This is a genomic window from Nonomuraea sp. NPDC050540, assembly GCF_044457485.1.
In the GTDB taxonomy this organism is placed as follows: domain Bacteria; phylum Actinomycetota; class Actinomycetes; order Streptosporangiales; family Streptosporangiaceae; genus Nonomuraea.
This window is the reverse complement of sequence record NZ_JBITHA010000008.1, coordinates 290,884-317,186: the sequence shown is the minus strand read 5'-3', so window position 1 is coordinate 317,186 and position 26,303 is coordinate 290,884. Positions and strand designations below refer to the sequence as shown.

Here is a 26,303-nt window from a genome sequence, read left to right as displayed (position 1 = left end):
TGGTCAGGAGATGCCCGTCGGGGCGTTGGAGGTGCTTCGGCGGGTCAAGGGAAGCGAGAGCGCGCGGCCGTACGAGAGGGAACGGCATGTCTGCACGCCCTCCACGGCCGACAGGGCCGGGCGGGTGGTCGTCGGTGGGGTGGCGGTTGATCCGCTGACCGAGCGGCAGGTCGTGGAGCGGGTGGCGGCCGAGCTGGCGGCCGGGCGGGGCGGGCACATCATCACCCCGAATGTGGACATCTGCCGAACTGTCGCCAAGGACGAGGCGCTGCGTCGGCTCGTGCGTGAGGCCGAGGTCGTGGTGGCCGACGGGATGCCGCTCGTGTGGGCGTCGCGGCTCATCGGCGTGGCGTTGCCCGAACGGGTGACCGGGGCGGATCTGATCTGGTCGCTCAGCAAGATGGCGGCGCGGAAGGGGTTCTCGATCTACCTGCTGGGCGGGCCGCCAGGCGTGGCACGCCAGGCGGGGGAAGAGCTCAGTAGCTGCCATCCCCGGTTGAACGTCTGCGGGTACGATGCGCCGCCGTTCGACTTCGACGTGACCGCTCAAGGACGGGCCGGGGTGCGGGCGCGGGTGGTGGCGGCCGGGCCGAAGCTGGTGTTCGTGGGCCTCGGCTTTCCCAAGCAGGATCTGCTGATCGAGGAACTGCGGCCGGAACTGCCCGGCGCGTGGTTCGTGGGCTGCGGGTCGGCGATCGCGTTCGCGGCGGGAACGGTTCACCGTGCGCCGGACTGGATGCAGAGCCTGGGCCTGGAGTGGCTCTACCGGCTGACGAGCGAACCGGGACGGCTGGCGAAGCGGTACCTGGTGGACGACCTGCCCTTCGCCGCCCGGTTGCTGGGTGGATGCCTGGTCCACTACCTCAGGCGCCGCGCGAGGTGAAGTGACGGACGCGGCTCATCTCCTCGGAGGTGAGGCCGCGGGTGGCGTTGTGGAGGGCTTGGCGGGAGTTCATGGGGCGGTACGCGGTCCTGGACAGACCCGTCCAGGCGAAGCCCCGCTCGGCGGTGCCCTCCGTGAGGCAGGCGCGGGTGATGCGGTGTCCGGCGGCCGGGGTCCAGGTCAGGTTGGCGTAGGAGTACAGGGCGCGGAAGCCGTTCACGGGGTCGGCGGCCAGTTTGTCGTAGGAGACCTGGAGGACGTCCGGGGTCTTGTCGAGGACGGCCCGGGTGACCCGCCACAGGGCGGCGGCCTTGGCCAGGTGGTCCTGGGAGCCGATCAGGGGGCGTAGGTCCTCCACCTCGGGGTGGTCGCGGACCAGTAGTGGCTGTTCGAGCAGTTCGTGGAAGTAGACGGTCCAGCTGAGCCGCCGCCAGCTGGCCGCGAACGCGACCGGGTCGCGGACGAGCGCGATGACCCGGCAGCCGAGCCTCCTGGCGAACCAGCCGGCCGACAGCACGGCGAACGGGTCGTCCAGCAGCGCGCGTCTGCCGGTCAGGCGGCCGTGGGTGAAGGCGGCGCCGTACCGGATCATTCTGGCCAGGTCGTACGGCGAGTGGTTCGCGCGCAGCTCGGCCAGGAACCGGTAGCGCAGGCGGACGGTGTCGCGGAAGGCGGGCAGCCAGTCGGCGGCGTTGTCATCGCAGATGTACTGGAACCGGTGGGTAACGCTGGCGCGCAGCACACCGGGGGAGCGGCCGGGCGGGTGCTGCGGGTTGAGCGGCTCGTTGACATAGACGAGTTCGCCGGAGGCGGCCAGCATCTTGCCGACCCAGCTCGTCCCACTGCGAGGCAGCCCGGTGACCAGGATCGGAGTCATGCGGCGGCCCACAGAGCGGCAGGGGGCAGCCCGGTGCTCGGGCTCGGAGTCATGTGGAGTCCCGCGGGGCGGCAGGGGGCAGTCCGGTGCTCGGGCTCGGAGTCATGTGGAGTCCCGCGGGGCGGCTCGGGGTGGTCCGGGGATGGGGTTCGGAGTCATGTGGTGGCCCAGGTTCGGGGGCGTAGGGCGGTCAGGCTGTGGCGGCCGAAGGGGTGCAGGCCGTAGCGGCGGTGGAGTTGCCAGAGCGGGAGCAGGTTCTTGACGATCACACCGCCGGACCAGCCGAGCACCGCGCCGACGGCCCCGTGTGACGGGATCAACGCCAGGTCGAGCGCGAGCGTGCAGGCGACGGCGGCGACCAGGTTGAGGAGGCTTGAGGTGGTGTGTCCGGCGGCGGTGAGCACCACGTCGACCATGCCGCACGCGGTGGCCAGCATCATCGTCGCCGACAGGATCAGCGCCACGGGTACGGCCGCGCCGTACTCCTGGCCGAAGATCCGCAGCAGCCACGGCGCGATGGCCGCGTAACCGAGCCAGACGGGCCAGGTCAGCAGCACCAGCCACATGGTCGTGGCCTGGTAGAGCTCGCGGGCGCGCACCAGGTCGCCGCGGGCGAGCGCCTGGATGAGCCGGGGCTGCGCGGCCTGGGCGAGGCCCTGGTTGGCGAGCTGGCCGATGACCTTGAACCGGGTGGCGGCGGTGTAGACGGCGGCGGGGGCGGGCCCGGCCAGCGCCGCGACGACCACGATGTCGAGCCGCTGGAAGATCGCCTGGATGGCGCCGGCCGCCGACCGCGGCGCGGTGTAGCGCCACAGGTCGTGCCCGGTCCCGGGCAGGTAGGGGGTGCGCGGCAGCCGCCCGCGCAGGCTGAACCCCGCCAGCGCCAGCACCACCGGGTACGGCACCGCCCAAGCCGCCAGCAACCACCCTTCCGGCGAGCCTCCTGCCCAGCCCGCCGGCAACCACCCCTCCGGCAACCACCCTCCCGCCGAGCCTCCCGCCCAGCCCGCCAGGGCTGATCCTTCCGGTGAGTCCCCGGCCAAGGCGTCTGGTGAACCCGTGGGCAACCACCCGCGTGTCCACGCCAGGCAGACCGCGGCCACGAGGACGAGCTGGGCGACCGGCAGCAGGATGCCGTCGTACAGGACGGTCGGCCGCATCACGCCGAACCCGCGCGTGGCCGCCAGCAGGATGTCCGCGGCCACCATGACGGGCAGGACCAGCGCGACCATCCCCAGCTGTGGATAAAGAAGAGCACCGGCGACCGACGCCAGCACCACCCCCGGCACCAACGCCGCCCTGACATATCCGGAAATGCCGCGATATTCAAAGGTCTTCGCCCGCGCGATGAAGAAGATCAGCCCGTTGCCCGCGTCCAGCTTGGCCACCCCGGCGACCATCAGCGCCAGCGCCACCGCGGTGAAGAACGACCCGGCCACCGACACCTCGAAGGCCCTGGTCACCAGCACCACGAGCACGAACTGCGCCACCGCTCCCGCGGCCGCCCCGGTGAGTCCCGCCACGCCGCCCCTGGCCACCCGGCGCAGCGACGCCCGCCGTACCCCGGTCACCGGCGCCATGACGGATCACCGCCCAGCCATCGCACGAGCTGCTGGTCGTAGACCTCGAAGTGGTCGCGCAATGTCTGCCGCAGCGACTCCGCGACCGGTTTGGGGAGCGGACGCCCGTTGTGCCGCTCGAACACAGGATCGCCCAGGCGCGGGACTCCCAGGAACTCCAGCACCCGGTCATAGATCCGCTCGGGCGTGTGGAAGAACCGGTGGCTGTCGATCACCAGGATGCGCTCCTGCCCGAACAGCGGCTCCAGCCGGTCGAGCTGCTCGGCGTAGCGGCCGCGGGCAAGGTAGGCGTGGTGGCGGTGGGAGTGGTGGACGGCCTCCGGCCGGCCGCGCAGCAGTTCCTCGGCGCCGGCCAGCCGTTTGTCCTCCAGCTCCACCGCGTACTCGAAGTGCGACTCCGTCTCGAACCCGCGTGCCAGCTCGTGCGCGTGAGCCGAGCAGGCCCGTTCCACGGGGTCGCGCACGAGCACGATCAGCTTCACCTCCGGCAGGTCTCGGGCGATGCGCTCACCGGCCAGCGGATGGAACAGGTAGTACGGCGACGACTCGAACGCCAGCGGCCGGTGCCCGTGCTTGCGCGCCAGCAGCGCCGCGCCCACCTTCAGCGGAAAGTGGCCCTGGTACCAGGACAGGCCGCGCGCGTAGTCGACGTCGAAGTAGTGCACGCCCTTGTGCAGCACCGGCTTGAGCAGCAGCGGATGCTGCGCCAGCGCGCGGTAGAGCGAGGTGGTGCCGCACCGCTGCGCGCCGACGATGAGAAACGACGGCAGGATCCGCCCGGCCGAGGTGAATCTGCCCGTGGTCCGCGAGACGGCGAGCACCGATTGCTTCATCGCGTTCATGTGAGCAGCTCCTGGGAGTCGACGAGCGGGTTGAGCCAGGTGCTCGGCGGGCCGAGCGGCTCGTGGCCGTCGGCGGCGTGCCGGTCGGCCAGCGCGATCAGGTAGAACAGGGCGGTCTGCCTGGCGACGGCGGAGCTCAGCCCGAGCGGCGCCAGCACGCCGACGGCCTGGGCCAGGCAGGCGCGGGCGGCGGTGGGCGCGTCCATCCTGCGCAGCGCGCGCTGGAAGAGGTGGTGAAGCGCGTCGAAGCCGTACGGCACGCCGATCGAGTACCGCTCCCAGTCCCAGACCAGCAGGCGGCCGTCGGCCGACGGGCAGATGTTCCACGGTGAGAGGTCGCCGTGCCAGGCGTGCTCGGCGCCGCCGGTGGCGGCGATCTCCTTGACCGCCCGCGCCAGCAACGTCGCCGGCACCCGGCCCCGGCCGGTGACCGGCAGCGGTGACAGCGCCAGCACCGACAGGTCGCGCCAGCGGGCGTGGTGGAGGACGGTCGGCGGCTGGATCGTCTTCAGCGGCAGGTCGGCCAGCCGCTGGAGCGCGGCGGCCTCGTTGGCGATCAGTTCCTGGGCACGTGGGGTATCGCCGATCTTGACGAAGGCGATCCGCCCGGACTCGGTGTGCGCCTCCAGGATCGGCTTGCGGTTGGCGCGCCTGGCCGGCCGTACGTGCAGGACGGTCTCGACCCGGACGCCGAAGACCTCGCTGAGGTACTCCGAGATCGACCCCTCGACCGCGACCATCACCTTGGGCCCGAGTGCGGCGTGCCACCACCGGCGCGGCGCCAGTCGCCGGGGCAGCAGCGCGTGCGGCAGCAGACTGTACGGCTGAGGCGACCCGTGACCGGGAAACAGCACCCTGACGGTCTGGCCCAGATAGCGCAGCCGGATCTTCGCGTCGTTCATGTCGTGTTCCTCCACAGGAGGGCGAAGGAGATGAGGTAGAGGCTGAGCGGCGTGACCAGGCCGTCGTAGACGAACATGTAGAACAGCACCAGCAGCATCACCAGCACCCCGGCCAGCCCGACGGGGCTGCGGTCGCGCCAGTGACGGCGCACCGCGCCGGCGAAGAAGGCCACGTAGAGGACGGCGCCGGTGACGCCCTGGGTGATGAGCAGCAGCCAGAGCTGCCCGTCGCTGCCCAGCGGCGGATGGCCGCAGCCGGCGCACCAGTCGGTCTTGCCGGTGGTGATCGTGCGGTGGTTGCCGGTGGCGTTGCGGGTGTTGCCGAAGCCGATCACCGGGGAGTGGGCGGCGGCCTCGATCGTCGCCGAGACGGTGAACGCCCGGATGTCGTTGGAATGCGGGTTGTCGAGGCGTTGAATGACCAGCGGGGCCAGTGGGCTCAGCGCGAAGACCAGCGCGCCGGCGGCGGCGATCGCGCAGACGGTGAGCCTCGTCCGGCCGCCGACCCGGACCACGAGGTAGAGGGCGGCCAGGCCGAGGCCGATCCACAGGCCGCGGTTGAGCGAGTACACGACGGGGACGGCGGCCAGGCAGATCAGCACCACGGCCGCCGCCTTGCGGTGCCGCCCGCCGTACACCCACCAGCCGACCACGAACCAGACCAGCAGGATCGACAGGTTGCTGCCCCAGGCGTTGGCCCATTCGAAGGGGGCCTCGGGGCGGGGCAGGCCGTAGCCGAGCACCTTCTGCGTCTGGGCGGCGGTGGGGTGGATGAGGTTCTGCACGAAGGAGTTGTCGGCGATCCAGCCGGGCAGCACGAGCTCGACCGGTGAGGTGTAGGCGAACTTCGGGAACAGGACGCCGAGCAGCCCGCCGGCCACCGTCCAGACGAACAGCACGCCCAGCATCCGCACCAGCCGCAGCTGCGACAGCTCCTGTTTCGTGAGGTTTCCCAGGTAGAGGACGACGACGAACAGGGAGGCGTAGAGCGCGAACCGCATGCCGTAGCCGATCAGCCGCCCGGGCCCGAGGCCGCCGTAGGTGCCGGGCGGCGCCTCGGCCAGCGCCAGCCCGCTGACCAGGTAGCCGGCCAGCAGCAGTACCCACAGCCCCGCGCCGCGCGGCAGCCTGATGGGCCGGCGCCGCCACAGGATGACCGCCATCGGCACCGCCATCACCACGACCGACAGGCCGCCGAAACCCAGGGCCCACCACACGGGGTAGCCGACGAGGAGCGCGGCGATCGGCCACGCCGGATCCTTCACGGCTTGGCGCCCGGGGTGTCGGTGACGGCGGGCATGGGGGTGGTCTCGGGCTCGGGCGCGGGCGCGGGGACGACGAGCTTGTCGAGGGTCTGCGACAGCTTCGGCAGCGCCCTGGACTTCTCCGGCGGTGCCGGGAGGTCGCCCGTGCAGGTCACAGCGCCGATGATCGGCACGTCGTGCCTGCTCAGATGGCGTACGGCCGCCGCGACGTCCGCGGCCGCGGCCTTGCGCAACGTGATCAGGAGGATCGCCGCGTCGGTCTTGGCCAGGTCGCCCACGTCCTCGCCGCTGAGCACCGACAGCCGGGCACGGGCGGACAGCGGGGCGGCCAGGGCGTGCGCGCCGGGACCGGGCGGGACCACCCTGACCAGCAGCCGCTTGCCGGGGCATGCCGCGACCACCGAGGAGGCCAGGTCGTGGAGCGTGCCCTTGTCCAGGACCTTGACCTGATCGGACAGGTCGGCCAGGACGGCGACCCCGGTCAGCCGCTCGACGTCGGCGGCGCGGCGCAGCCGGGTGTCGAGCCGGTCGCGGCCGTAGGCGGCGGCGGAACCAGTCAGCAGGCCGAGCATGAGGCCGGCGCCGAGATACAGCGGCAGGCTGGGCGCGCTGGGCGCGGTCGGCGTGGCCGCCTCGCTGATCACCGTGCCCGGTGTGATGGCCACCGTCTTCAGGCTGTCGTACTTCATCGTCAGGCTGAGGGCCTGCCGGTTGAGCACGGTCTGCCGGTGGGTGGCGACGGCGTGGCCGGCGGTGCCCCTGCGCAGCTTGGTCACCTGCTCGGCGGTGTCGCCGAGGGCGGAGTTGACCTGTTTGAGCTTGGCCAGGAGCGCCTTCTGCTGGGCGGCGAGCGCGGTCTGCGCGGATTCGGTGCGATGGGTCAGGTACGCCTGGCCGTAGGCCCGCGACTGCGCGACGGCTGTCCGCGGGTCCGCCGCGGTGACCGCGATCGCCAGCACCGACGAGTTGGGCGGCACGCTCACCTCGGCCGGCTCGGCCACCGGGATCCTGAGCGCCGTCGCCGTCATGGCCGCCACGACGGCCGACTGCGCGATCCGCGCCTCGGTGTCGAGGTTGAGCGCCTCGCGCTGGCGGCTGGTGACCTGGTTGTTCTGCTCCTGGACGCCGACCGGGGCGACCAGCACCTCGGTGGTCGCGGTGTAGGCGGGTGGCAGGAGCCTCCAGAGGCCGAGCGCGGCGGCGACCGCGGCCAGCATGCAGCCGGCGAAGAGCAGCTTGCGCCTGCGGAGCAGCGACAGGTGCTCCGCCAGGTCCGTGCCGGAGCTACGGGCCTGGACGGCCGGCGGCGGGCTCATGGAAGTGTTTACCCCGTGCTTCCGATCGGCGACTCTGCGTCACTATAGGGCGCGCGGATATTGCCCCGTTTGAATACGGAAGATTTTCTCCGGTACGGCTCCGCCATCCGCCCGGAAATGTCCCAAGATAATAGGGAAATGCCACTCAAAATCGGGCGAAAGGAATTGGCGGCGGAGTGTATTCCGCGGTGACTGATCGGCGCTCTCGGCAAGCTCGGTTCCCCGAGTGTACCTGCGATTTCCCGCGCATCGAACCACCTCAGCCGTGGAAAGCCGGGAAGGTGGCACTGGCTGAAAGTGTCGCCCAGCCGTGGCAAAGTTGCAACGTTGTTTTACCCCGGGGTGGGGGTCCCGGGAGGAAGGACAAAGGGGTCGACGTGTTTCAACGGGGAATTCTTACTAAAAGCCGAAAAATCGGAATGAGGGTGCTGCTGATCGGCGCCCTCCTGCCGGTCGCGGCCTGCAGCGGCGCCGAGGGCGTACGCGATCCGGGCCCGGCCGACGCCGCCCTGGTCGACGGAAGACTGGGCATCGAAAGGTCGCCGGCCTGCGCGGTCACGGCCAAGCTCATCCCGTCGTGCGGCGCCTGGTGGGGCATGGCGCCCGAGATCTTCACCGGGCTGCCGGTCGGCAGGGCCGTACACAGGGCGGAGGAGCGGATGGGCGCGACCGCCGACATCGTGCACGTCTACCACCGGGGGAAGGAGTTGTTCCCCACGGACAAGGAGATCGAGCTCGCCCGAGACCCCCTCCAACCACGCATGCTGCTCATCAACTGGAAGCCCTCGTTCGAGCACACGTGGGCCGAGATCGCCGACGGCGCGCTCGACCGCCGGATCGACCGGCTGGCGGCGCACGTCCGCGACACGTTCCCTGAGCGCTTCTTCCTCACGATCCACCACGAACCGGAGAACGACGTCGTGCCCTCGGCGGGCTCCGGCATGCAGGCGGCCGACTACGCCGCCATGTACCGGCACGTGGTGCTCCGGCTGCGGGAGAAGGGCGTGAAGAACGCCATCACCGTCATGACCTACATGGGCGCGCCCAACTGGGCCGCCAAGTCCTGGTTCCAGAACCTGTACCCGGGTGACGACGTCGTCGACTGGGTCGCCATGGACCCCTACGCCGACGACAACGTCCGCGACCTGGCCGGGCTGGTCAACAAGACCCGCAAGGACTACCCCGGCTGGCCGGGCTTCTACCGCTGGATGCAGTGGCGCTTTCCCGGCAAACCCATCATGGTCGCCGAATGGGGCGTCTTCGAGCGCTGGAGCGACCGCGCGTTCAAACGCGCCTTCTACGAGTCGGTCCGGGCCCAGATCAAGCACTATCCGCAGATCAGGGCGCTGGTCTACTTCGACTCCCCGAAGGCGCCGCGCGGCGACACGCGCTTCGACACCACGGCGGAGGGCCGCCGTGCCTTCACCGACCTGGCCCGCGACCCCTACTTCCGCTCCACCCGGGTTCCGCGCCCCTGAACGTCAGCGGATCCAGCGCCCGGCGCGCAGAGTGTCCAGCACCCGCGACACCGCCGCCTCGATCGAGAGGTGCGTGGTGTCGATCGCGAGGTCGGCGTCCTCGGGCTCCTCGTACGGATCGGAGACGCCGGTGAACGACGGGATGGCGCCGGAGCGGGCCTTGGCGTACAGGCCCTTGCGGTCGCGCCGCTCGCACTCCTCCAGCGGCGTGGCCACGTGGACCAGCAGGAAGTCCGCCCCGACCCCCTCCACCATGGCCCGCACCTCGTCCCGGGTCCGTGCGTAGGGGGCGATCGGGGCGCAGATGGCCAGGCCGCCGTGCCGCGCGGTCTCGGCGGCGACGAAGCCGATGCGCCGGATGTTGAGGTCGCGGTCCTCCTTGGAGAACGTCAGCCCCTTCGACAGCAGGTGCCGCACCACGTCCCCGTCGAGGTAGGTGATCGTCCTGCCGCCCTCTTCGAGCAGCGCGTCACGCAGCCCGCGGGCGATCGTGGACTTGCCCGAACCGGACAGACCAGTGAAGAACACCACCAGCCCGCGCCGGTGCGGCGGCCCGGGGATCTTCACGGGCTCCGGGCCGGCGAGGTGCTCGGTGGCTCCGTAGGCGGCGGCGACGTGCTCGCGTAGTTCGAGGTCGAGCTCGGGTTCCTCGCGCGGCGCGAGTGGCACGGGGACGACGAGGGTGTCCTCGGGGAGCTGGTTCTTGGCCTTGAGCGCGGCTCGGACGACGGCCGGGCCGGCTTCGCCGTACGCGAGAGGAAGAAGGAGGATGCGCGCGCCGAGCTCCTTGGCGGTGGCGACGACCTCGCCGAGGTCGTCGAGGGGGCCGCGCATCGTGACCGCGAGCGTCTCGCGCCCGCCCAGCTCGGCGCGGACCTGCTCAGGGGTACGGCGCAGCCGCGCGAACGGCCCGTGCTCCGGCGGGTTGAGGCTCCTGAGCGGCCCGGTGGCGCCCTGCCCGGTCACGGTGACCACGGCCAGCGGCAGGCCTTCGGGGTCGAGGAGGGTGACCTCGTCGCCGGGTCCTGCCTGCTCGGGCAGGTGGAGTGCCACCGGCGCGGGCCACGGCGTGCCGTCGGCCAAGGTGCCGCGCTCCTCGACGGAGTGCAGGTCGTCGTGCCCGAGAAAGCCCTTGAGCGGCTCGAAGGCCCCTGAAAGGAGAAGTTCGAGATCGGCGAGTTCGCGCTCGTCTGGGGTGAACTCCACGTATTCCATCCCAAGTGAATCGGTAGGAAGGAACTCTAGCGTGCGGCAGGCATAGCGGGACCGTGCATGCGGCGTCTTAGGGGTGACCCATTGGAGGTGAACGTGGACGAACCAGCCTTCCGCGAGTTCGTCGCGGCGCGGTCTCCCGCCCTGATGCGGCTGGCGTTCCTGCTGACCGGCGGTGACCAGCACGCGGCGGAGGACCTGGTGCAGATCGCGCTGTCGAAACTCGCGGGGAAATGGCGGCGGGTGAGCACGCCCGAGGCATATATACGCCAGGTCATGTACCGCCAGCAGGTGAGCTGGTGGCGGGCGGCGGGACGGCGGCCGGAGGTGGTGCGCCCGGCGGTCCCCGACCTGGCGGAGGCGGACTCCACCCACCAGAGCGAACTGCGCATGGTCTTACGCGGCGCGCTGGCCAGGCTGACCCCGCGGCAGCGGACGGTCCTGGTGCTGCGCTACTTCGAGGACCTGCCCGACCACGAGGTGGCCAAGGTACTGGGCTGCTCGGTCGGGACCGTGCGGAGCACCGCACACCGATCGCTGGCCAAGTTGCGGGAGCTCTTCCCGGAGCTGGAGGTAGTGGGATGACGAATCAGTTGCGCGAGGTGATGGGCGAGTGGGCCGACGAGGTCCAGGTGCCGCACGACCTGGCCGACCGGGCGCTACGGCGGCGTGCCCGGCGGCCCTGGGTCTACGGCGCGCTGGCGGTGGGGGTCGCGGCGGCGCTGGCCGTGGCGGCGACGATCGTGACCAGAGAGGGAGACATCGTGATCAGGCCCGCGACCGAGGTGACGTTGCCCGCCAGGCCGTCACCGGCGCCGACGGACGTGCGGGCGGACGTGGACAACGTCCCGCCCAGGAACATGATCGCGGCGGGGAATTACGCGATCTCCTCATATTTCGTGTACTCGACGGAGAAACTGGGCGGCCGGTGGGAGCGGCGCCGCCATACCTGGTGGCTGCTGAACCCCCGGACCGGCACCTATGAGAAGACGCCCTACGCGTGGCTGGACGTGGCGCCGGGCCTGCAGGTGGCCGCCGTGCTCGAAGGCGAGGTGATGGGGCGCAGGATCGGCATACTCGACCTGAACACCGGGCAGTTCCTGACCTGGATCGAGCTGGACCAGGACGTCATCGGCCTGAAATGGTCACCCGACGGCACGAAGCTGCTGGCCACCGCCTACGCCGAGTACCCCATGCGATGGAAGCGGGTCGGCCCCAACTCCGAGGAGCACCTCCCGACGACCCGCACCGGCTTCTACGTCGTGGACGTGCCGACCAAAGAGGTGGCGTTCCGCCCCATGCCCAACGACGAGAACCTCCTTCCCGCCGGCTCACAGAACTTCAACTGGAGCCAGGACGGCACGCTGGTCTGGGAGGGCCGCGGCGGAGAGCCGAGCCGCGTGTATTTCACCCCGGACGGACGCGAGCACGAAGCGCCCCCTGAGAAGTACTCCAGCGCGCGCGTCACACCGCTGTCGCCCAACGGCACCCTGCTCCTCGGCCGGGACGGCCTGCCCACCTCGATCACCGAGAAGGCGACCGGCCGCGTCGTCGGCAGGCAGCAGGCGCTGCAACTCCACGCGTGGGCCGACGACGAGAGCGTCCTCGCCCTGGCATGCGCCGGCGAATGCGACAACGAGTTTCATTCGGCGCTGATGCTGATAGGCGTGGACGGCTCGGTGAAGCGGCAGCTCAGCGGCTATCAGGACAAGACGAAGGAGGACCCCTGGGTCGGGGTGCTGACGCCTAGATGAGCCGGGCGAAGTGGTTCTGGGGTTTGCGGATGACCATCGTCACCTCGTCGTGAGAGGACGGGAGGCGGCCGCGCGTGAGTTTGTCCACGAGCGCGACGGCCGCACTCCCGATCCGGCCCATGGCAGGCCCGGTGGTCGCCGTCTGGTCGTCGGTGATCATCAGGCCGCGGGTGAGGCAGAAGGCGTGCATGCCGTCGCGCGAGGTGATCGGCTCGTACACGGCCGGCAGCGGCCCCGGAGTGCCCTCGGCGACCAGCCGCTTCCAGAGCAGCGACCGCAGCCATGACGGAACGGCCCGATCGCACCACCCATAGGCGGAACGCCGATCGCGCATCCTGAGCAGCACCAGCCCGCCCGGTCGTAGAGCCTGGAGCATGCGGTCGAGAACCAGCTCGGCATGCTGGATCCGCTCCAGCAGAAACGTCAGCTGGATCACGTCGAACGACCGCGGCGGCATCGGCACCGACCGCATGTCACCCAGCGCCCACGAGGCCAGGTCCTGCCGCCCCTCGACGACCGCCCGGACAGCGGGCAGTTCCTCATCGACCCCCGTGACCCTGGTCTCCATGCGCTCCAGAAGGAGCGGCTCGTCACGCGCGCATCCGGCGATGAGAATGTCGAGCCGCCGCCCCAGCTGCTCGGTCCACTGCTCGCGGATCCGCTGACCAAACAGGTCGCCCCGCAGAGCGACCGCACGCACCTCTGACATGTCACCAACAGTAATCAACCGATCGCTCTTAGTTGCGCATTTCTCCACTCTTCCCAGCCCCCTTTCCCCCGCACCCCCAGTTCGTCCGCTTCCACCACCCCCGCACCAAACCTCCCGCCCACTCCCTCCCGTCCTGCGCCAAAGCTCCCGCGCGGTGCCCGCCCCACGCGCCTCTGTCCGCGCCTTGCTTCGCACCTGTCCGCTACGTCAGACCATCTCCGTGCGTCTTTGCCGCCCCTCGCTCTGGTCCGTTGTGGCGGGTCGCTCCTATGCGTGTCTCCCGCGCCTCGCCTCACACCGGTCCGTTGCGGCAGACTGCCCCTCCGTCGTGTCTCGTTCCGCGCCCATCCGTTACGGCAAGCCGCCCCCACGCCCCCCGCCGCCATGGGCGCGCCTCCGTGCAAGGTCGCCCGGCAGTCGGACAAACGCGCCGCCGCGACGGCGCCTGTTTCACCACCCGCACGGAAGCCATGAACCGGGACCGAGCGGAACCACGAACCGGACCCGAGCGGAACCGTGAGCCGGACCCGAGGGAACCGTGAGCCGGGATCGGGCGGAAACCGTGAATCGGGACCGACTCGTAACGCGGCAAGTAGGGATAAATCTGGTGAAATGTCGGAGTGGAGACGCTGAAGGACCTCCTTGACGGCGTGGCGGCCGGACAACTGCCCGCTCCCGACGGAGCCGTGGACCTCCTCCCGCAACCCACCACCCGAGATCTGGGCATCATCGCCTTCACCGCCCACACCGTGGTCTTCGCCGACCTCCACCCCATCTGGCTGCGCGCCCGCCTGCCGGAAGGCGACCTGTCGGCGCCGCTGAACCCACCCTTCCTTCGCGCCCTGGAACGCAAGACCGGCCGCCGCGTGGACGGCCTGGACATGCTCCTCCTCGCCCAGCCCCTGCCCGGCCCCCCGTCGGCCGCCCTGGCCGAGGTCACGAGCCGCGCTCACCCGAGGGTCGCGCGAGCCCACCGCCACCGCGACGGCGTACGCGCGTGGGGATGCGAGGGCGGCCTCCTCGTCCTGGGCCGAGGCGTCGCGGGCCGCTGGGAGGCCGCCGTGGAGATCGCCCCCGAACACCGGGGCAAGGGCCTGGGCCGCACCTTGGCCACCGCCGCCCGCCACCTGACCCCGGAACCCGTATGGGCCCAGGTGGCCCCGGGCAACGCCGCCAGCGTCCGCGCCTTCCTCGCCGCCGGCTTCCTCCCCATGGGCTCAGAAGCCCTCCTCCCCCCACCCGATTAACCCACCCCCGTCGCCGCTCGGGTCAACGGCTGGTCCTTCGCGGTGACTTGCCGAGTGGGTCGCCGCCCAGATCCGGCTGCTTCGGCACAGCGCGCCACCTGGGCACAGCGCGCCGCCTGGGTGCCGGGGCGCAGCAGCGCCGCCTGGGCGCCGGGGCCGCGCGGGTGGTGAACGGGCGCCGTTACGGAGGTGCGTCTGTCCGACTGCCGGGCGACCTTGCACGGACGCTCGCCCATGTCGGTGGGAGGCGGGTGTGTGGCGCAGCCGTAAGGGATGGGCCGGGCGCGCGGGATGTGCGGCGGGCAAGGGGCGGAGAGGCAGAACGCACGGAATGTGCAGCCACCGTTGAGACGGGGAGAGGGGAGACGGGGAGACGGGGAGACGACGAGGAGACGGGGACGGCGGAGAAGACGGAAGGCGGGGGACGAGGGGACGGGGCGTGGGGGATGGGTGTGGGGGCGGACAGTAGGGTGGGGGTGACCCCCGCGACCGATACAGGCCGGGGGTAGTCGTGTTGCCCCGGGCTGGGGCGATCATGTTGCGTGGGGCTGTGGATGAGTCTTTCCGGACTGCTTGACCTTGTTGCCGCCGATCCCAAGTTGACCGCCGCTCTCGAGGAGGGCGGCGATGTCGCGCTGGTCGCGCCCGCGGCCATGCGTCCGTTCGGGGTGGCCGCGCTGGTCGGCCATGACCGGCGGACGGTGCTGGCCGTCACGGCGACCGGGCGGGAGGCCGAGGATCTGGCGGCGGCGCTCACGAGCCTGATCGAGCCCGGCACCGTCGCCGTCTTCCCCGCCTGGGAGACGCTGCCGCACGAACGGCTCTCGCCGCGCAGCGACACCGTGGGCCAGCGGCTGGCGGTGCTCAGGAGGCTGGCGCATCCGGTGCGCGGTGACGTCTCGGCCGGGCCGCTCAGTGTGATCGTGGCGCCGGTGCGCGCCCTTCTGCAGCCCATCGTGAAGGGGCTCGGCGATCTGGAGCCGATCCGGCTGCGGGCGGGCGACGACGCCGATCTCGACGACGTGGTCGACCGGCTGGTCACCAACGGCTACCACCGCGTGGACATGGTGGAGCGGCGCGGTGAGGTGGCGGTGCGCGGCGGGCTGCTGGACGTGTTCCCGCCGACGGAGGAGCATCCGCTGCGGCTGGAGTTCTGGGGCGACACGGTCGAGGAGATCCGCTGGTTCAAGGTGGCCGACCAGCGTTCGCTGGAGGCGGCGGAGGACGGGTTGTTCGCGCCGCCGTGCCGGGAACTGCTGCTGACGCCCGAGGTGCGGGAGCGGGCCAGGGCGCTGGGGGAGGAGCATCCTTCGCTGGCGGAGGTGCTCGACCAGCTGGCCGAGGGTCTGCCGGTGGAGGGGATGGAGGCGTTCGCGCCGGTGCTGGCGGGGGAGATGGACCTGCTGGTCGATCATCTTCCGGCGCGGTCGGCGGTGTTCGTGTGTGATCCGGAGCGGATCCGCGGGCGGGCCGAGGAGCTCGTGCGGACTTCTCAGGAGTTTCTCGAGGCGTCGTGGATCAACGCGGCGGCCGGTGGCGAGGCGCCCATCGATCTCGGCGCCGCCGCCTTCAGGACGCTGGACGACGTGCGCGGGCACGCCGGCGCGCTGGGGCAGCCGTGGTGGACGCTGGCGCCGTTCGGGTCCGGGGTGGAGCTGGACGCGCACGACTCGGAGGCGTATCGGGGCGACACGGCGCGGGCGCTGGCCGACATCAAGGGCTGGCTGGCGGAGGACAAGGCGGTCGTGCTGCTCAGCGAGGGCATGGGCTCGGCCGAGCGCATGGTCGAACTGCTCAAGGGCGTGGACGTTCCAGCCCGTCTGCAGAAATATCTGGACAAGGCGCCGGAGCCCAAGGTCGTCCACGTCACCACCGGCCTCATCGAGCACGGCTTCGTCACCAAGGACCTCGCCGTCCTCACCCACCTCGACCTCGTCGGGCAGAAGGCCTCCACCAAGGACATGCGCCGCCTGCCCAGCCGCCGGCGCAACATGGTCGACCCGCTCCAGCTCAAGGTCGGCGACCACGTGGTGCACGAGCAGCACGGCGTCGGCCGCTACATCGAGATGGTCCAGCGCACGGTCCAGGGGGCGACCAGGGAGTACCTGGTCATCGAGTACGCCAAGGGCGACCGCCTCTACGTGCCCACCGACCAGCTCGACGAGGTCACCAGGTACGTGGGCGGCGAGGCCCCCACGCTCAACCGCATGGGCGGCGCCGACTGGGGCAAGGCCAAGGCCAAGGCCAAGAAGGCCGTCAAGGAGATCGCCGGCGAGCTGATCAGGCTCTACAGCGCCCGCATGGCCAGTCCGGGCCACGCCTTCGCCGGCGACTCGCCGTGGCAGCGCGAGATGGAGGACGCCTTCCCGTACGCCGAGACCGGCGACCAGCTGGAGGCCATCGACGAGGTCAAGCGCGACATGGAGCGCGGCGTCCCCATGGACCGCCTCATCTGCGGCGACGTCGGCTACGGCAAGACGGAGATCGCGGTGCGCGCGGCCTTCAAGGCGGTGCAGGACGGCAAGCAGGTCGCGGTGCTGGTGCCCACGACGCTGCTGGTGCAGCAGCACATGTCGACGTTCACCGAGCGGTTCTCCAGCTTCCCGGTCTCGCTCAAGCCGGTCTCCCGCTTCCAGACCGACGGCGAGGTCAAGGGCACGCTGGAGGGGTTGCGCTCGGGCGCGGTGGACATCGTCATCGGCACCCACCGCCTGCTCAGCCCCGAGGTGCGCTTCAAGGATCTCGGCCTGATCATCATCGACGAGGAGCAGCGCTTCGGCGTCGAGCACAAAGAGGCCATGAAGCACCTGCGCACGCAGGTGGACGTGCTGGCGATGTCGGCCACGCCGATCCCGCGCACGCTGGAGATGGGCCTGACCGGCATCCGCGAGATGTCCACGATCCTGACCCCGCCGGAGGAACGGCACCCGATCCTCACCTTCGTCGGCCCCTACGACGAGAAGCAGCTCACCGCCGCGATCCGCCGCGAGCTCATGCGCGACGGCCAGATCTTCTTCGTGCACAACCGGGTGGCCTCCATCAACCGGGTGGCCGCGCGGGTCAAGGAGCTCGTGCCCGAGGCGCGCGTCGCTGTCGCGCACGGCCAGATGAACGAGCACCAGCTTGAGAAGATCATGGTGGGCTTCTGGGAGCGCGAGTACGACGTGCTCGTGTGCACCACGATCGTCGAGTCCGGACTCGACGTGCCCAACGCCAACACGCTCATCGTCGACCGGGCGGACAACTACGGCCTGTCCCAGCTCCACCAGTTGCGCGGACGCGTGGGCCGGGGCCGCGAGCGCGGCTACGCCTACTTCCTGTATCCGCCGGAGAAGCCGCTCACCGAGACCGCGCACGAGCGCCTGGCCACGATCGCCCAGCACACCGAGATGGGCGCCGGCATGTATGTCGCGATGAAGGACCTGGAGATCCGCGGCGCGGGCAACGTGCTGGGGGCCGAGCAGTCGGGGTTCATCGCCGGGGTGGGCTTCGATCTCTATGTCCGGTTGATGGCGGAAGCCGTACAGGAGCAGAAGGCGAAGCTGTCGGGGCAGCAGGTCGTGCAGGAGCAGCACGACGTGAAGGTCGAGCTGCCGATCAACGCGCACATCCCGCACGACTACGTCACCTCGGAGCGGCTGCGGCTGGAGGCCTACAAGCGGGTCGCCGCGATCGCCTCCGACCTCGGCATCGACGAGGTGCGCGCCGAGCTCACCGACCGGTACGGCAAGCCGCCCGTGCAGGTCGAGAACCTCCTGGCGGTGGCACGCTTCCGGCTCAGGGCCCGTCAGGCGGGGCTCACGGACGTGACGCTGCAGGGGCAGAACGTCAAGTTCGGCCCGGTCGTGCTGAAGGAGTCGCAGCAGGTACGCCTGGACCGGTTGTACAAGAGCGCCATCTACAAGCAGGCGGCGGAGACGCTCCTGGTGCCGATGCCGAAGACCAAGCCGGTGGGCGGGCAGCCTCTTCGCGACCTGGACCTGCTCAAATGGTGCGGGGATCTGGTCGAGGCGATGTTCCTGGAGCCCGCACGGGTAAGCTAGCGCCGGTTTTTGTCGGAAAGGATGCACGTGAAGTCGATTCGAGTGGCCGTGGCCGCCGCCGCGGTGGGTGTCGCGCTGACCGCCTGCTCCAGCCCGGTCGAGGCGGGCGCCGCCGCCGTCGTCGGTGGGGAGCGCATCGCGGCGAAGGACCTCAACTCCGAGGTCCAGCAGTATGAGAAGGCGCTGACCGCGGCGCGGCTGGACGCGAGCGCGCTTCAGGTGCCGCTCAACCAGTTCGTCCTGTTCCGGATGACGAACGAGGCGGTGTACCGCCAGCTCGCGCAGAGGTACAAGGTCCAGGTCAGCGAGTCGGAGATCGACACCGCGCTGAAGGACCCGGGCCAGCAGCAGACTCCGGCGATGAACCTGCTGTCGAAGGGCGTGCCCCCGGGCGACGCCCGCGACTACCTGCGCGGCGAGCTGTCGATCCAGAAGATCCTCCAGCAGCTCGGCGGCGCCCAGAACCAGCAGGCGATCGAGAAGCTCCGTTCGGAGTTCACCACCGTCAAGGTCACCTACAGCCCGCGCTACGGCCAGCTGAACACGCAGCCGACGCAGGAGAACCCGTCGATGTTCGTCGACACGGGCCGCTTCGGCAAGCTCACGCCCACCCAGCAGCCCCAGCAGCAGCAACAGCAGCCGCAGGGCTGAGCATGCCGCTCATCGTCGTCACCACCTCGCCCAGGGTCGCTCCCGGCCTGCTCAGCCACCAGGCGTGGCAGGCGCTGCGCTCGGGCGAGGTGCTGACCGCCTCGGCCGCCCACCCGCAGCTGCCCTACCTCGCCGAGGCGGGCGTCGAGGTCACGGTCGGCCCGCAGAATCCGGCCGAGCTGGTACGGCGGGCCGCCGCCGCCACGCTCGTCTGGCTGGCCATGGACGACGAGGACTTCCTGCGCGCGGCCGGGCACGCCGCCCTGGCGCTGGACGAGCCGCCGGTGATCGAGATCGTGCCCGGCTCCTACGACCTGCCGGGCGCCCGGATGCTCGACCTGGTCGGCGTGATGGACCGGTTGCGCGTGGAATGCCCCTGGGATCGCAAGCAGACGCACGAGACGCTGGTGCCGTACCTGCTGGAGGAGGCCTACGAGGTCCTGGAGACGATCGAGCACGGCGACTACCCGGCGCTGCGTGAGGAACTCGGGGACCTGCTGCTGCAGGTGGTGTTCCACGCGCGGGTGGCCGAGTCGTTCGACATCGACGACGTCGCGGAGGGCATCGTCGAGAAGTTGGTCAGGCGGCACCCGCACGTGTTCGGCAGCGTCAGGGCGGAGACCGCCGACGAGGTGAACGACAACTGGGAGGCCATCAAGGCCGCCGAGCGGGCCGAGAAGGGCACCGAGTCGATCCTGGACGGCGTCCCGATGGGCCAGCCGTCGCTGTCGCTGGCCGCCCAGCTCGTCCGTCGGGCCGAACGGTCCGGCGCACCCGAGGCGCTGGCGCAGGCGGTGGGTCAGGGGGTGGCCCGCGAGCTGTTCGACCTGGTACGCCGGGCGCAGGAGGCCGGCCTCGACCCGGAGGCGGAGCTGCGCGGGGCGGCCCGCGACTACCGCGAGCGCGTGCGCAACTGGGAAACGCGCACCACCTGAGCACCGGCGTGATCCGCGCCCGACTAAACCCAAGTGGCGGGATATGTCGGGAGATGTCAGGATCGTTCGGGGTTTACGGGGGGAGTAGCGAATGGCTGAGGTGCGCCGCCTGAGATCGGGCGAACCTCGTGAAGTGGCGGGATACCGCCTGATCGGCGTGCTCGGCGACGGCGGGCAGGGCTCGGTGTACCTGGGGGAGGACGCCGAGCGGGGCCAGGTCGCGGTGAAGGTGCTGCACGCCCGGCTGGTCAACGACCGCCGCGCGGTACGCCGGTTCCTGGCCGAGGCGGAGACCGCGGAGAAGGTCGCCGGGCACGGCACGGCCCGGATCATCGAGGCCGGGGTCCTGGACGACCGGCCGTACCTGATCAGCGAGTTCGTGGACGGCCCGTCGCTCCAGCAGTACGTGGCCCAGAACGGGCCGATGAGCGGCGAGGCGCTCACGGGCCTGGCCGTCGCCACCGCGCGGTCGCTGGCCGCCATCCACGAGGCGCAGATCGTGCACCGCGACTTCAAGCCGAACAACGTGCTCATCGGCCCCGACGGGCCGCGGGTGATCGACTTCGGCGTCGCGCGTACTCCCGAGTCGGCCACGACCGCCACCAGCTCCGTCGTCGGCACGCCCGGCTACATGGCGCCCGAGCAGATCTCCGGCGAGAGCGTGACACCGGCCTCGGACATGTTCGCCTGGGCCTCCACCATGGCCTACGCCGCCACCGGCACGTCGTTGTTCGGCGGCGACTCGATCCCGGCGGTCATGCACCGCATCCTCAACGCCTCTCCCGACCTGTCGGGCATCGAGGAGCCGCTGCGCTCGGTGCTCACCTCCTGCCTGGCGAAGGTCCCCGCCCACCGGCCCGGCGCGGCCGAGGTGCTCAAGACCCTGACGAGGCGTACGGAGGAGACCAGGCCCGCGGTACGGCGGGTCAGGCGGCGCAGGCGGCGGATGGCGGTGGCCGGTCTGGCCCTCGTGGTGATGTTCGGCGGCGCGATCGGGCTGACGATGCGCGGCGGCGGGGTGACCATGGGCGACGACGGGGCGGCCTCCTCGGCGGACGGCGGCCCGCGCATTACGGCGTTCGGCGACAGCGATGACCAGATCACCAAGATCGCGCTCGGCTCCCTGGGCGACGGGAGCCTGGTGGCGGCGGCCAACGAGAGCAGCAAGCGCATCGAGCTGTGGGAACCCGACAGCGGCGAGATCATCAACTCCGTCGCGATGGGCGCCGGGGACATCGGCTCGCTGGCCTTCACCAAGATCGGCACCAGGCAGTCCATCGTGTGGTCGGCGGCCGACGGCGCGGTCCGCGTGTGGCAGCCCGGACGGGGCAACGCCGTCGAGACGATCAGGGCGTGCCGGGGCGGGGGCCGTTCGGCGATGTCCGTCGTGCCCTCGCAGAAAGGCGCCTCCGCGTACGTGAGCTGCGCCGACGGCCGCATGCAGGCCTGGGACCTGGCCAGCGGCAAGCAGTCGAGCCTGTGGCGGGTGGGCCAGTCGGTCCACGACGTGGCCTGGGCGGGCGCCGGCACGAACGTGTTCGCGATCATGAGCAAGGGGATCCTGCAGCGCATCGACCCGTGGAGCAGCACCAAGGTCAAGCCCAGGGCGGTCGTCGAGCCGGGGTCGCCCGCCTCCGGCATCGAGGCGGCCGACGGGCTGGTCGCGGTCCGCGTCGAGGGGGTCGGCGTGAAGATCTACGACCAAGAGGGGCAGCGGCAGCGGTGCACCGTGAAGGTCCCCTCCAAGGGGGCTTCCCCGGCCATGCCCATCGACGACTTCGCGCTGACCAAGGGCGCGCTGGTCACCGGCATCGACGGGCTGAGCGTCTGGGATCCGCGCACGTGCAGGCGGGTCAGGGATCTGCCCGCGTCGAGCGGGCGCGCCACCGCCCTGGCGATCGGTCAGTTCAACGGCAGGAAGTCCGTGGTGGTGGCCAAACCTGACGAGGAGATGGCGGTTTGGGACCTTGTGGGGTGGTAGCCGTACCGGCTGGTAGACCTCGATAGGCTCTGGGAGCGAACTGCCCTTTCGACTCTAGGAGCTTTGACGTGGCTACCATCGAGGTCGTCTACGCCCGCGAGATCCTCGACTCTCGTGGTAACCCCACCGTCGAGGTCGAGGTGGTGCTCGACGACGGCAGCACCGGCCGCGCGGCGGTGCCCAGCGGCGCGTCCACCGGTCAGTTCGAGGCCGTCGAGCTGCGTGACGGCGGCGAGCGCTACCTCGGCAAGGGCGTCGAGAAGGCCGTGCTCGCGGTCACCGACGAGATCTTCGACGAGGTGCACGGGGTCGAGGCCGAGGACCAGCGGATCGTCGACCAGATCATGATCGACCTGGACGGCACGCCCAACAAGTCCAAGCTGGGCGCCAACGCCATCCTGGGCGTCTCGCTGGCCGTGGCCAAGGCCGCCGCCGAAAGCGCCGAACTGCCGCTCTTCCGCTACGTGGGCGGCCCCAACGCGCACGTGCTGCCCGTCCCGATGATGAACATCCTCAACGGCGGCGCCCACGCCGACACCAACGTGGACATCCAGGAGTTCATGATCGCCCCGATCGGCGCGTCGAGCTTCAAAGAGGCCGTGCGCATGGGCACCGAGGTCTACCACGCGCTCAAGGGCGTGCTGAAGGAGAAGGGCTACGCCACCGGCCTGGGCGACGAGGGCGGCTTCGCCCCCAGCCTGCCCTCCAACCGCGACGCGCTCGACCTCATCCTGGTCGCGATCGAGAAGGCCGGCTACACGCCCGGCGAGGACATCGGGCTCGCGCTCGACGTGGCCGCCTCCGAGTTCCACAAGGACGGCGTCTACACCATCGACGGCAAGGGCCTGTCGGCCACCGAGCTGATCGCCTTCTACGAGGACCTGGTCGCCAACTACCCGCTGGTCTCCATCGAGGACCCGCTGAACGAGGAGGACTGGGAGGGCTGGAAGGCCATCACCACCGCCCTCGGCGACAAGGTGCAGCTCGTCGGCGACGATCTGTTCGTGACCAACCCCGAGCGCCTGGAGCGCGGCATCCGCGAGGGCTCCGCCAACGCGCTGCTGGTCAAGGTCAACCAGATCGGCACCCTGTCCGAGACCCTCGACGCGGTCGACCTGGCCCACCGCAACGGCTACAAGTGCATGATGAGCCACCGCTCAGGCGAGACCGAGGACACCACCATCGCCGACCTCGCCGTCGCCGTGAACTGCGGCCAGATCAAGACCGGCGCGCCCGCCCGCTCCGACCGGGTCGCCAAGTACAACCAGCTGCTGCGCATCGAGGAGCTCCTCGACGACGCCGCCCGTTACGCGGGTCGCGCGGCTTTCCCGCGCTTCCAGCGCTAGTTTCGGGTACGGCCGGCGTCCACGGCGGACGCCGGCCCTACCAGCACAGCCCGGGAGGGACGCATTGGCGAAGAGACCACAGCTGACCGGACGGGCCGCCATCCTCGCGGTGGTGGTGTGCGCGATCGCGATGAGCCTGGCCTATCCGGTGCGCGAGTACATCGCCAACCGGCGCAACATCGCCGAGCTCGAGGAACAGAAGGCCCAGGTCGAGGCCGAGCGGCAGGCACTGGCCGAGGAGTCCAGGCGGATCAGCGACCCCAACTGGGCCAAGCGCACCGCCAAGGAGCGGCTGCACTACTGCGGCCCCGGCGAGAAGTGCTACGTGGTGACGCGGCCGGACGCGAGCCCGCAGAAGGTGGCGGCGCAGGAGCAGGCGGACCTGCCGCCGTGGTACCAGACGTTGTGGGAGTCGATCGAGGCCGCCGACACCGGCAAGGGGCAGAAGGCGCCCACAGGGGAGAAGACGGTTAAGGATCAGAGTGGAAAGTAGCGACATCGAGGCGGTCACCCGGCAGCTCGGCCGCCCGCCGAGGGGCGTGCGCTCGGTGGCGCACCGCTGTCCCTGCGGCAACCCCGACGTGGTGGAGACCGCGCCGCGGCTGCCCGACGGCACGCCGTTCCCCACGCTCTACTACCTGACCTGCCCCAAGGCGACCTCCGCCATCGGCACGCTCGAAGGCTCCGGCCTGATGCGCGAGATGCAGGCGAGGCTGGCGGAGGACCCCGAGCTGGCCGCCGCCTACCAGGCCGCCCACGAGGACTACATCGCCCGGCGTGACAAGGCCGCCGAGGACGAGGACATGGAGCCGCTGCCGCGCGACATACAGAGCACGGGCGGGATGCCGCTGCGGGTCAAGTGCCTGCACGCGCTGGTCGCGCACGAGCTGGCGGTCCCCGGCGGCAACCCGTTCGGCGAAGAGGCGCTCGACGCGCTCGGCGAGTGGTGGAAGGACGGCCCGTGCGTATGAGCACGCGCGTGGCCGCCGTCGACTGCGGCACCAACTCGGTGCGCCTGCTGATCGCGGACGTGGCCGGAGACTCGCTGCGCGACCTCGAACGGCTGATGGAGATCGTTCGCCTGGGCGAGGACGTCGACCGGACCGGCCGGCTGGCCCCGCAGGCGCTGCGGCGCACGTTCGCCGCCATGCGCCGTTACCGCGAGCTGATCGACCACCACGCCGCCGAGGAGACGCGGGTGGTGGCCACGAGCGCCACGCGGGACGCGGCCAACCGGCAGGAGTTCGCCGAGGGCGTGCGCGAGATCTTCGGCGTCGATCCCGAGGTGGTCACCGGGGACGAGGAGGCCACGCTGTCCTTCACCGGCGCGACCAGGGGCCTGGCCGGGCTCTCGCCGGAGGCGGGGGCGCGGCCGCCGTACCTGGTGCTGGACATCGGGGGCGGGTCGACGGAGTTCGTGGTGGGCGGTGACCGGGTCGAGGGGGCGATCTCGGTCGACGTCGGCAGCGTACGGCTGACCGAGCGTTACATCAGGAACGATCCGCCGACGGCCGCCGAACTCGAATCCGCGGTGGCCGATATCGAGGCGGCGCTGGATCGGGTGACGGAATCTGTACCGGTTCAGAAGGCGCGGACTTTGGTCGGCCTCGCGGGTTCGGTGACAACGCTCGCCGGTATGGCCCTCGACCTGCCGACATATGACTCGGATAAAATTCACCACTCCCGGATTTCCACCGAACAGGTTCACGAAGTAACCCGCAGACTTCTTTCGATGACGCATGGTGATCGTCTTGCCGTGCCGGTGATGCACCCCGGCAGGGCCGATGTCATCGGGGCCGGCGCGCTGATACTGGATCGTGTCCTGAGGCGGTTCGCATTTTCGCAGGTCATCGTCTCGGAGCACGACATCCTCGACGGAATTGCGTGGTCGGTCGCCCGATAAGGTCGCGAAATCGGTACGTTACCGGGCTTGATTCGTATTGTGACTGCAATCTGATCTGTGCTTAAGTAAGGAAGCTTTACGGGGGCTTTGCCATATTGTCGTGCACAGATAGTGGCGACGTGGCGACCGTTCCCGAGCGCATCTAGTTCCTCACGGAATGGAGCACTCTCAGATGAAGTCCACTGTGTTGGCACGGAGGGTGGCGGCGCTCGGCGCCACCACCGCCGTGCTGGCCGCCATGGTGTCGGGTCTTATGGCCACCCCGGCATCCGCGGCCTCGACCGCCTCGGCGAGCAAGGCCACCACGGCCGGCGCCAAGGTGACCTCCTCCAAGGCCAAGGTGTCGGTTTTGACGCCCAAGGCCAACCCTCGTTCCTACGAGGGTGCCTGTCCTGTTCAGGTCGATGTCACGTCCCGCATCAAGGTTTCCTCGTCCAAGGGCGCCAAGGTCTCGTACCGGTGGCTGCACGGCGACGGCTCCAAGAGCGGCGTGAAGACCGTCAAGGTCGGCAAGGGCACCAAGTACATCAACGTCAAGACGAGCATCGACTTCGACGAGGATGTCCAGGGCTGGGAGGCCCTCCAGGTCCTGAGCCCGCGGAAGGTGACGTCCCGCAAGGGTTACTTCGACGTCAACTGCCACAAGGGCCCGGTCCGCACTGACAAGGACCCGCAGGTCTGGGCGCGCGCTTGGGCGAGCCCCGACAGCTACGTCGGTTCCTGCACCCCTGGCGACAAGATCGACTTTGTTGGCCTGATCAGGGTTTCCGACCCGACCTGGGTCCGTTACCGCTGGGTCCTCAACGGTCACGTCGTCGACTACGGCAAGATCAAGGTCTGGGACGCCCGCAAGGTCTACTTCGGCTTCTCGCCGAGGTACAGCCACCGCGGCTCCGCGGTTCTGGAGATTCTCGGCCCGGACAGCACGTCCTCCAACCGCGCCTACTACAAGGTGTGGTGCAAGGACGAGGCCCCGGCCGTGAAGGTCTCGGCCTCGAACGTGTCCGCGGTCACCAACCAGACCGCCTGCAGGGTCGACGCTTCCGGCACGGTCAGCTCCACCGGCCGCGCCCGCGTCGAGTACTCGTGGTCGGTCAACGGCAGCACCGTTTACCGTGGCACCGCCTACTTCGGCTACCACGGCGGTTCTGAGCGAGTCTCGCTGCCGGACCACGCCCTGACGGGTGCCGCGCGCGACGGTGGCGTCATCACGTTGTCGGTCTCCGGGCCGAACAACAGCGACTCCTCCGCCGACCGCTACGTGGGCTGCTTGTCGACCCCCGCGCCGACGCCGACGCCCACGGACAGCAAGACCCCTGAGGCTCCGAAGCTCTGACGCTGAGCGAGAACCAGGATTGATCTGAGGCCGGACGGCGCCC

General features: G+C 70.4%; 22 protein-coding genes. 14 read left to right on the top strand and 8 right to left on the bottom strand.

The window, feature by feature from the left end:
* Nucleotides 1-10 precede the first annotated feature (10 nt).
* Entirely contained in the window at nt 11-883 is an 873-nt protein-coding gene (locus ACIBI5_RS28375; protein ID WP_397251780.1) for a WecB/TagA/CpsF family glycosyltransferase, read from the top strand.
* Here ACIBI5_RS28375 and ACIBI5_RS28370 read toward each other — a convergent pair.
* From ACIBI5_RS28370 to ACIBI5_RS28345, 6 genes are all read right to left on the bottom strand, one after another.
* Nucleotides 864-1,760, bottom strand: coding sequence for a sulfotransferase (locus ACIBI5_RS28370; RefSeq protein WP_397251779.1), 897 nt, complete (start codon nt 1,758-1,760; stop codon nt 864-866). The two genes, ACIBI5_RS28375 and ACIBI5_RS28370, sit on opposite strands and share 20 nt — an antisense overlap.
* A 155-nt stretch (nt 1,761-1,915) precedes the next feature.
* On the bottom strand, nt 1,916-3,340 hold the full coding sequence (locus ACIBI5_RS28365) for a lipopolysaccharide biosynthesis protein (RefSeq protein ID WP_397251778.1): 1,425 nt from the start codon (nt 3,338-3,340) through the stop codon (nt 1,916-1,918).
* The gene (locus ACIBI5_RS28360; protein ID WP_397251777.1) at nt 3,328-4,182 is read right to left on the bottom strand and encodes a sulfotransferase family protein; all 855 of its coding nucleotides are present in this window, start codon (nt 4,180-4,182) and stop codon (nt 3,328-3,330) included. The genes ACIBI5_RS28365 and ACIBI5_RS28360 overlap by 13 nt, the downstream gene beginning before the upstream one ends.
* The gene (locus ACIBI5_RS28355; protein ID WP_397251776.1) at nt 4,179-5,084 is read right to left on the bottom strand and encodes a hypothetical protein; all 906 of its coding nucleotides are present in this window, start codon (nt 5,082-5,084) and stop codon (nt 4,179-4,181) included. Before ACIBI5_RS28355 ends, ACIBI5_RS28360 begins: the two co-directional genes overlap by 4 nt.
* Nucleotides 5,081-6,349 carry a hypothetical protein gene (locus tag ACIBI5_RS28350; protein WP_397251775.1) on the bottom strand — a complete coding sequence of 423 codons (1,269 nt, stop codon included), beginning with the start codon at nt 6,347-6,349 and terminating at the stop codon, nt 5,081-5,083. Before ACIBI5_RS28350 ends, ACIBI5_RS28355 begins: the two co-directional genes overlap by 4 nt.
* On the bottom strand, nt 6,346-7,665 hold the full coding sequence (locus tag ACIBI5_RS28345) for a Wzz/FepE/Etk N-terminal domain-containing protein (protein ID WP_397251774.1): 1,320 nt from the start codon (nt 7,663-7,665) through the stop codon (nt 6,346-6,348). The genes ACIBI5_RS28350 and ACIBI5_RS28345 overlap by 4 nt, the downstream gene beginning before the upstream one ends.
* A gap of 419 nt (nt 7,666-8,084) precedes the next feature.
* On the opposite strand from ACIBI5_RS28345, the gene ACIBI5_RS28340 reads away from it, so the two are divergent.
* Entirely contained in the window at nt 8,085-9,143 is a 1,059-nt protein-coding gene (locus tag ACIBI5_RS28340; protein ID WP_397251773.1) for a glycoside hydrolase family 26 protein, read from the top strand.
* Between the two features lie 3 nt (nt 9,144-9,146).
* Here the strand turns inward: ACIBI5_RS28340 and cysC are convergent, their stop codons facing one another.
* Nucleotides 9,147-10,358, bottom strand: coding sequence for an adenylyl-sulfate kinase (gene cysC, locus ACIBI5_RS28335; RefSeq protein WP_397251772.1), 1,212 nt, complete (start codon nt 10,356-10,358; stop codon nt 9,147-9,149).
* A gap of 93 nt (nt 10,359-10,451) precedes the next feature.
* Between cysC and ACIBI5_RS28330 the strand changes: the two genes are divergently transcribed.
* A complete protein-coding gene (locus ACIBI5_RS28330; protein WP_397251771.1) occupies nt 10,452-10,940 on the top strand; it encodes a SigE family RNA polymerase sigma factor in 489 nt (162 codons plus the stop codon).
* The gene (locus ACIBI5_RS28325) at nt 10,937-12,109 is read left to right on the top strand and encodes a hypothetical protein (protein ID WP_397251770.1); all 1,173 of its coding nucleotides are present in this window, start codon (nt 10,937-10,939) and stop codon (nt 12,107-12,109) included. The genes ACIBI5_RS28330 and ACIBI5_RS28325 overlap by 4 nt, the downstream gene beginning before the upstream one ends.
* Here the strand turns inward: ACIBI5_RS28325 and ACIBI5_RS28320 are convergent.
* Nucleotides 12,102-12,818 carry a class I SAM-dependent methyltransferase gene (locus tag ACIBI5_RS28320; protein ID WP_397251769.1) on the bottom strand — a complete coding sequence of 239 codons (717 nt, stop codon included), beginning with the start codon at nt 12,816-12,818 and terminating at the stop codon, nt 12,102-12,104. The two genes, ACIBI5_RS28325 and ACIBI5_RS28320, sit on opposite strands and share 8 nt — an antisense overlap.
* Before the next feature lie 620 nt (nt 12,819-13,438).
* On the opposite strand from ACIBI5_RS28320, the gene ACIBI5_RS28315 reads away from it, so the two are divergent.
* The 10 genes from ACIBI5_RS28315 to ACIBI5_RS28270 all read left to right on the top strand — a co-directional run bounded on the left by ACIBI5_RS28315 (nt 13,439) and on the right by ACIBI5_RS28270 (nt 26,260).
* On the top strand, nt 13,439-14,065 hold the full coding sequence (locus tag ACIBI5_RS28315; protein ID WP_397251768.1) for a GNAT family N-acetyltransferase: 627 nt from the start codon (nt 13,439-13,441) through the stop codon (nt 14,063-14,065).
* A 554-nt stretch (nt 14,066-14,619) separates the two neighbouring features.
* Nucleotides 14,620-18,108 carry a transcription-repair coupling factor gene (gene mfd, locus ACIBI5_RS28310; protein ID WP_397251767.1) on the top strand — a complete coding sequence of 1,163 codons (3,489 nt, stop codon included), beginning with the start codon at nt 14,620-14,622 and terminating at the stop codon, nt 18,106-18,108.
* A 27-nt stretch (nt 18,109-18,135) separates the two neighbouring features.
* Entirely contained in the window at nt 18,136-18,759 is a 624-nt protein-coding gene (locus tag ACIBI5_RS28305; RefSeq protein WP_397251766.1) for a SurA N-terminal domain-containing protein, read from the top strand.
* Between the two features lie 2 nt (nt 18,760-18,761).
* The gene (locus ACIBI5_RS28300) at nt 18,762-19,694 is read left to right on the top strand and encodes a MazG family protein (protein WP_397251765.1); all 933 of its coding nucleotides are present in this window, start codon (nt 18,762-18,764) and stop codon (nt 19,692-19,694) included.
* A gap of 91 nt (nt 19,695-19,785) precedes the next feature.
* Nucleotides 19,786-21,675 carry a WD40 repeat domain-containing serine/threonine protein kinase gene (locus ACIBI5_RS28295; protein WP_397251764.1) on the top strand — a complete coding sequence of 630 codons (1,890 nt, stop codon included), beginning with the start codon at nt 19,786-19,788 and terminating at the stop codon, nt 21,673-21,675.
* Between the two features lie 68 nt (nt 21,676-21,743).
* Nucleotides 21,744-23,021, top strand: a complete 1,278-nt coding sequence (eno, locus tag ACIBI5_RS28290) for a phosphopyruvate hydratase (RefSeq protein ID WP_397251763.1) — start codon at nt 21,744-21,746, stop codon at nt 23,019-23,021.
* A 64-nt stretch (nt 23,022-23,085) separates the two neighbouring features.
* A complete protein-coding gene (locus tag ACIBI5_RS28285; protein ID WP_397251762.1) occupies nt 23,086-23,514 on the top strand; it encodes a septum formation initiator family protein in 429 nt (142 codons plus the stop codon).
* Nucleotides 23,504-23,992 (top strand): DUF501 domain-containing protein, encoded by a 489-nt coding sequence (locus ACIBI5_RS28280; protein WP_397251761.1) that lies wholly within the window; start codon nt 23,504-23,506, stop codon nt 23,990-23,992. The genes ACIBI5_RS28285 and ACIBI5_RS28280 overlap by 11 nt, the downstream gene beginning before the upstream one ends.
* On the top strand, nt 23,989-24,924 hold the full coding sequence (locus tag ACIBI5_RS28275) for an exopolyphosphatase (protein WP_397251760.1): 936 nt from the start codon (nt 23,989-23,991) through the stop codon (nt 24,922-24,924). The genes ACIBI5_RS28280 and ACIBI5_RS28275 overlap by 4 nt, the downstream gene beginning before the upstream one ends.
* A gap of 172 nt (nt 24,925-25,096) precedes the next feature.
* Nucleotides 25,097-26,260 (top strand): hypothetical protein, encoded by a 1,164-nt coding sequence (locus tag ACIBI5_RS28270; RefSeq protein WP_397251759.1) that lies wholly within the window; start codon nt 25,097-25,099, stop codon nt 26,258-26,260.
* Nucleotides 26,261-26,303: the final 43 nt, after the last annotated feature.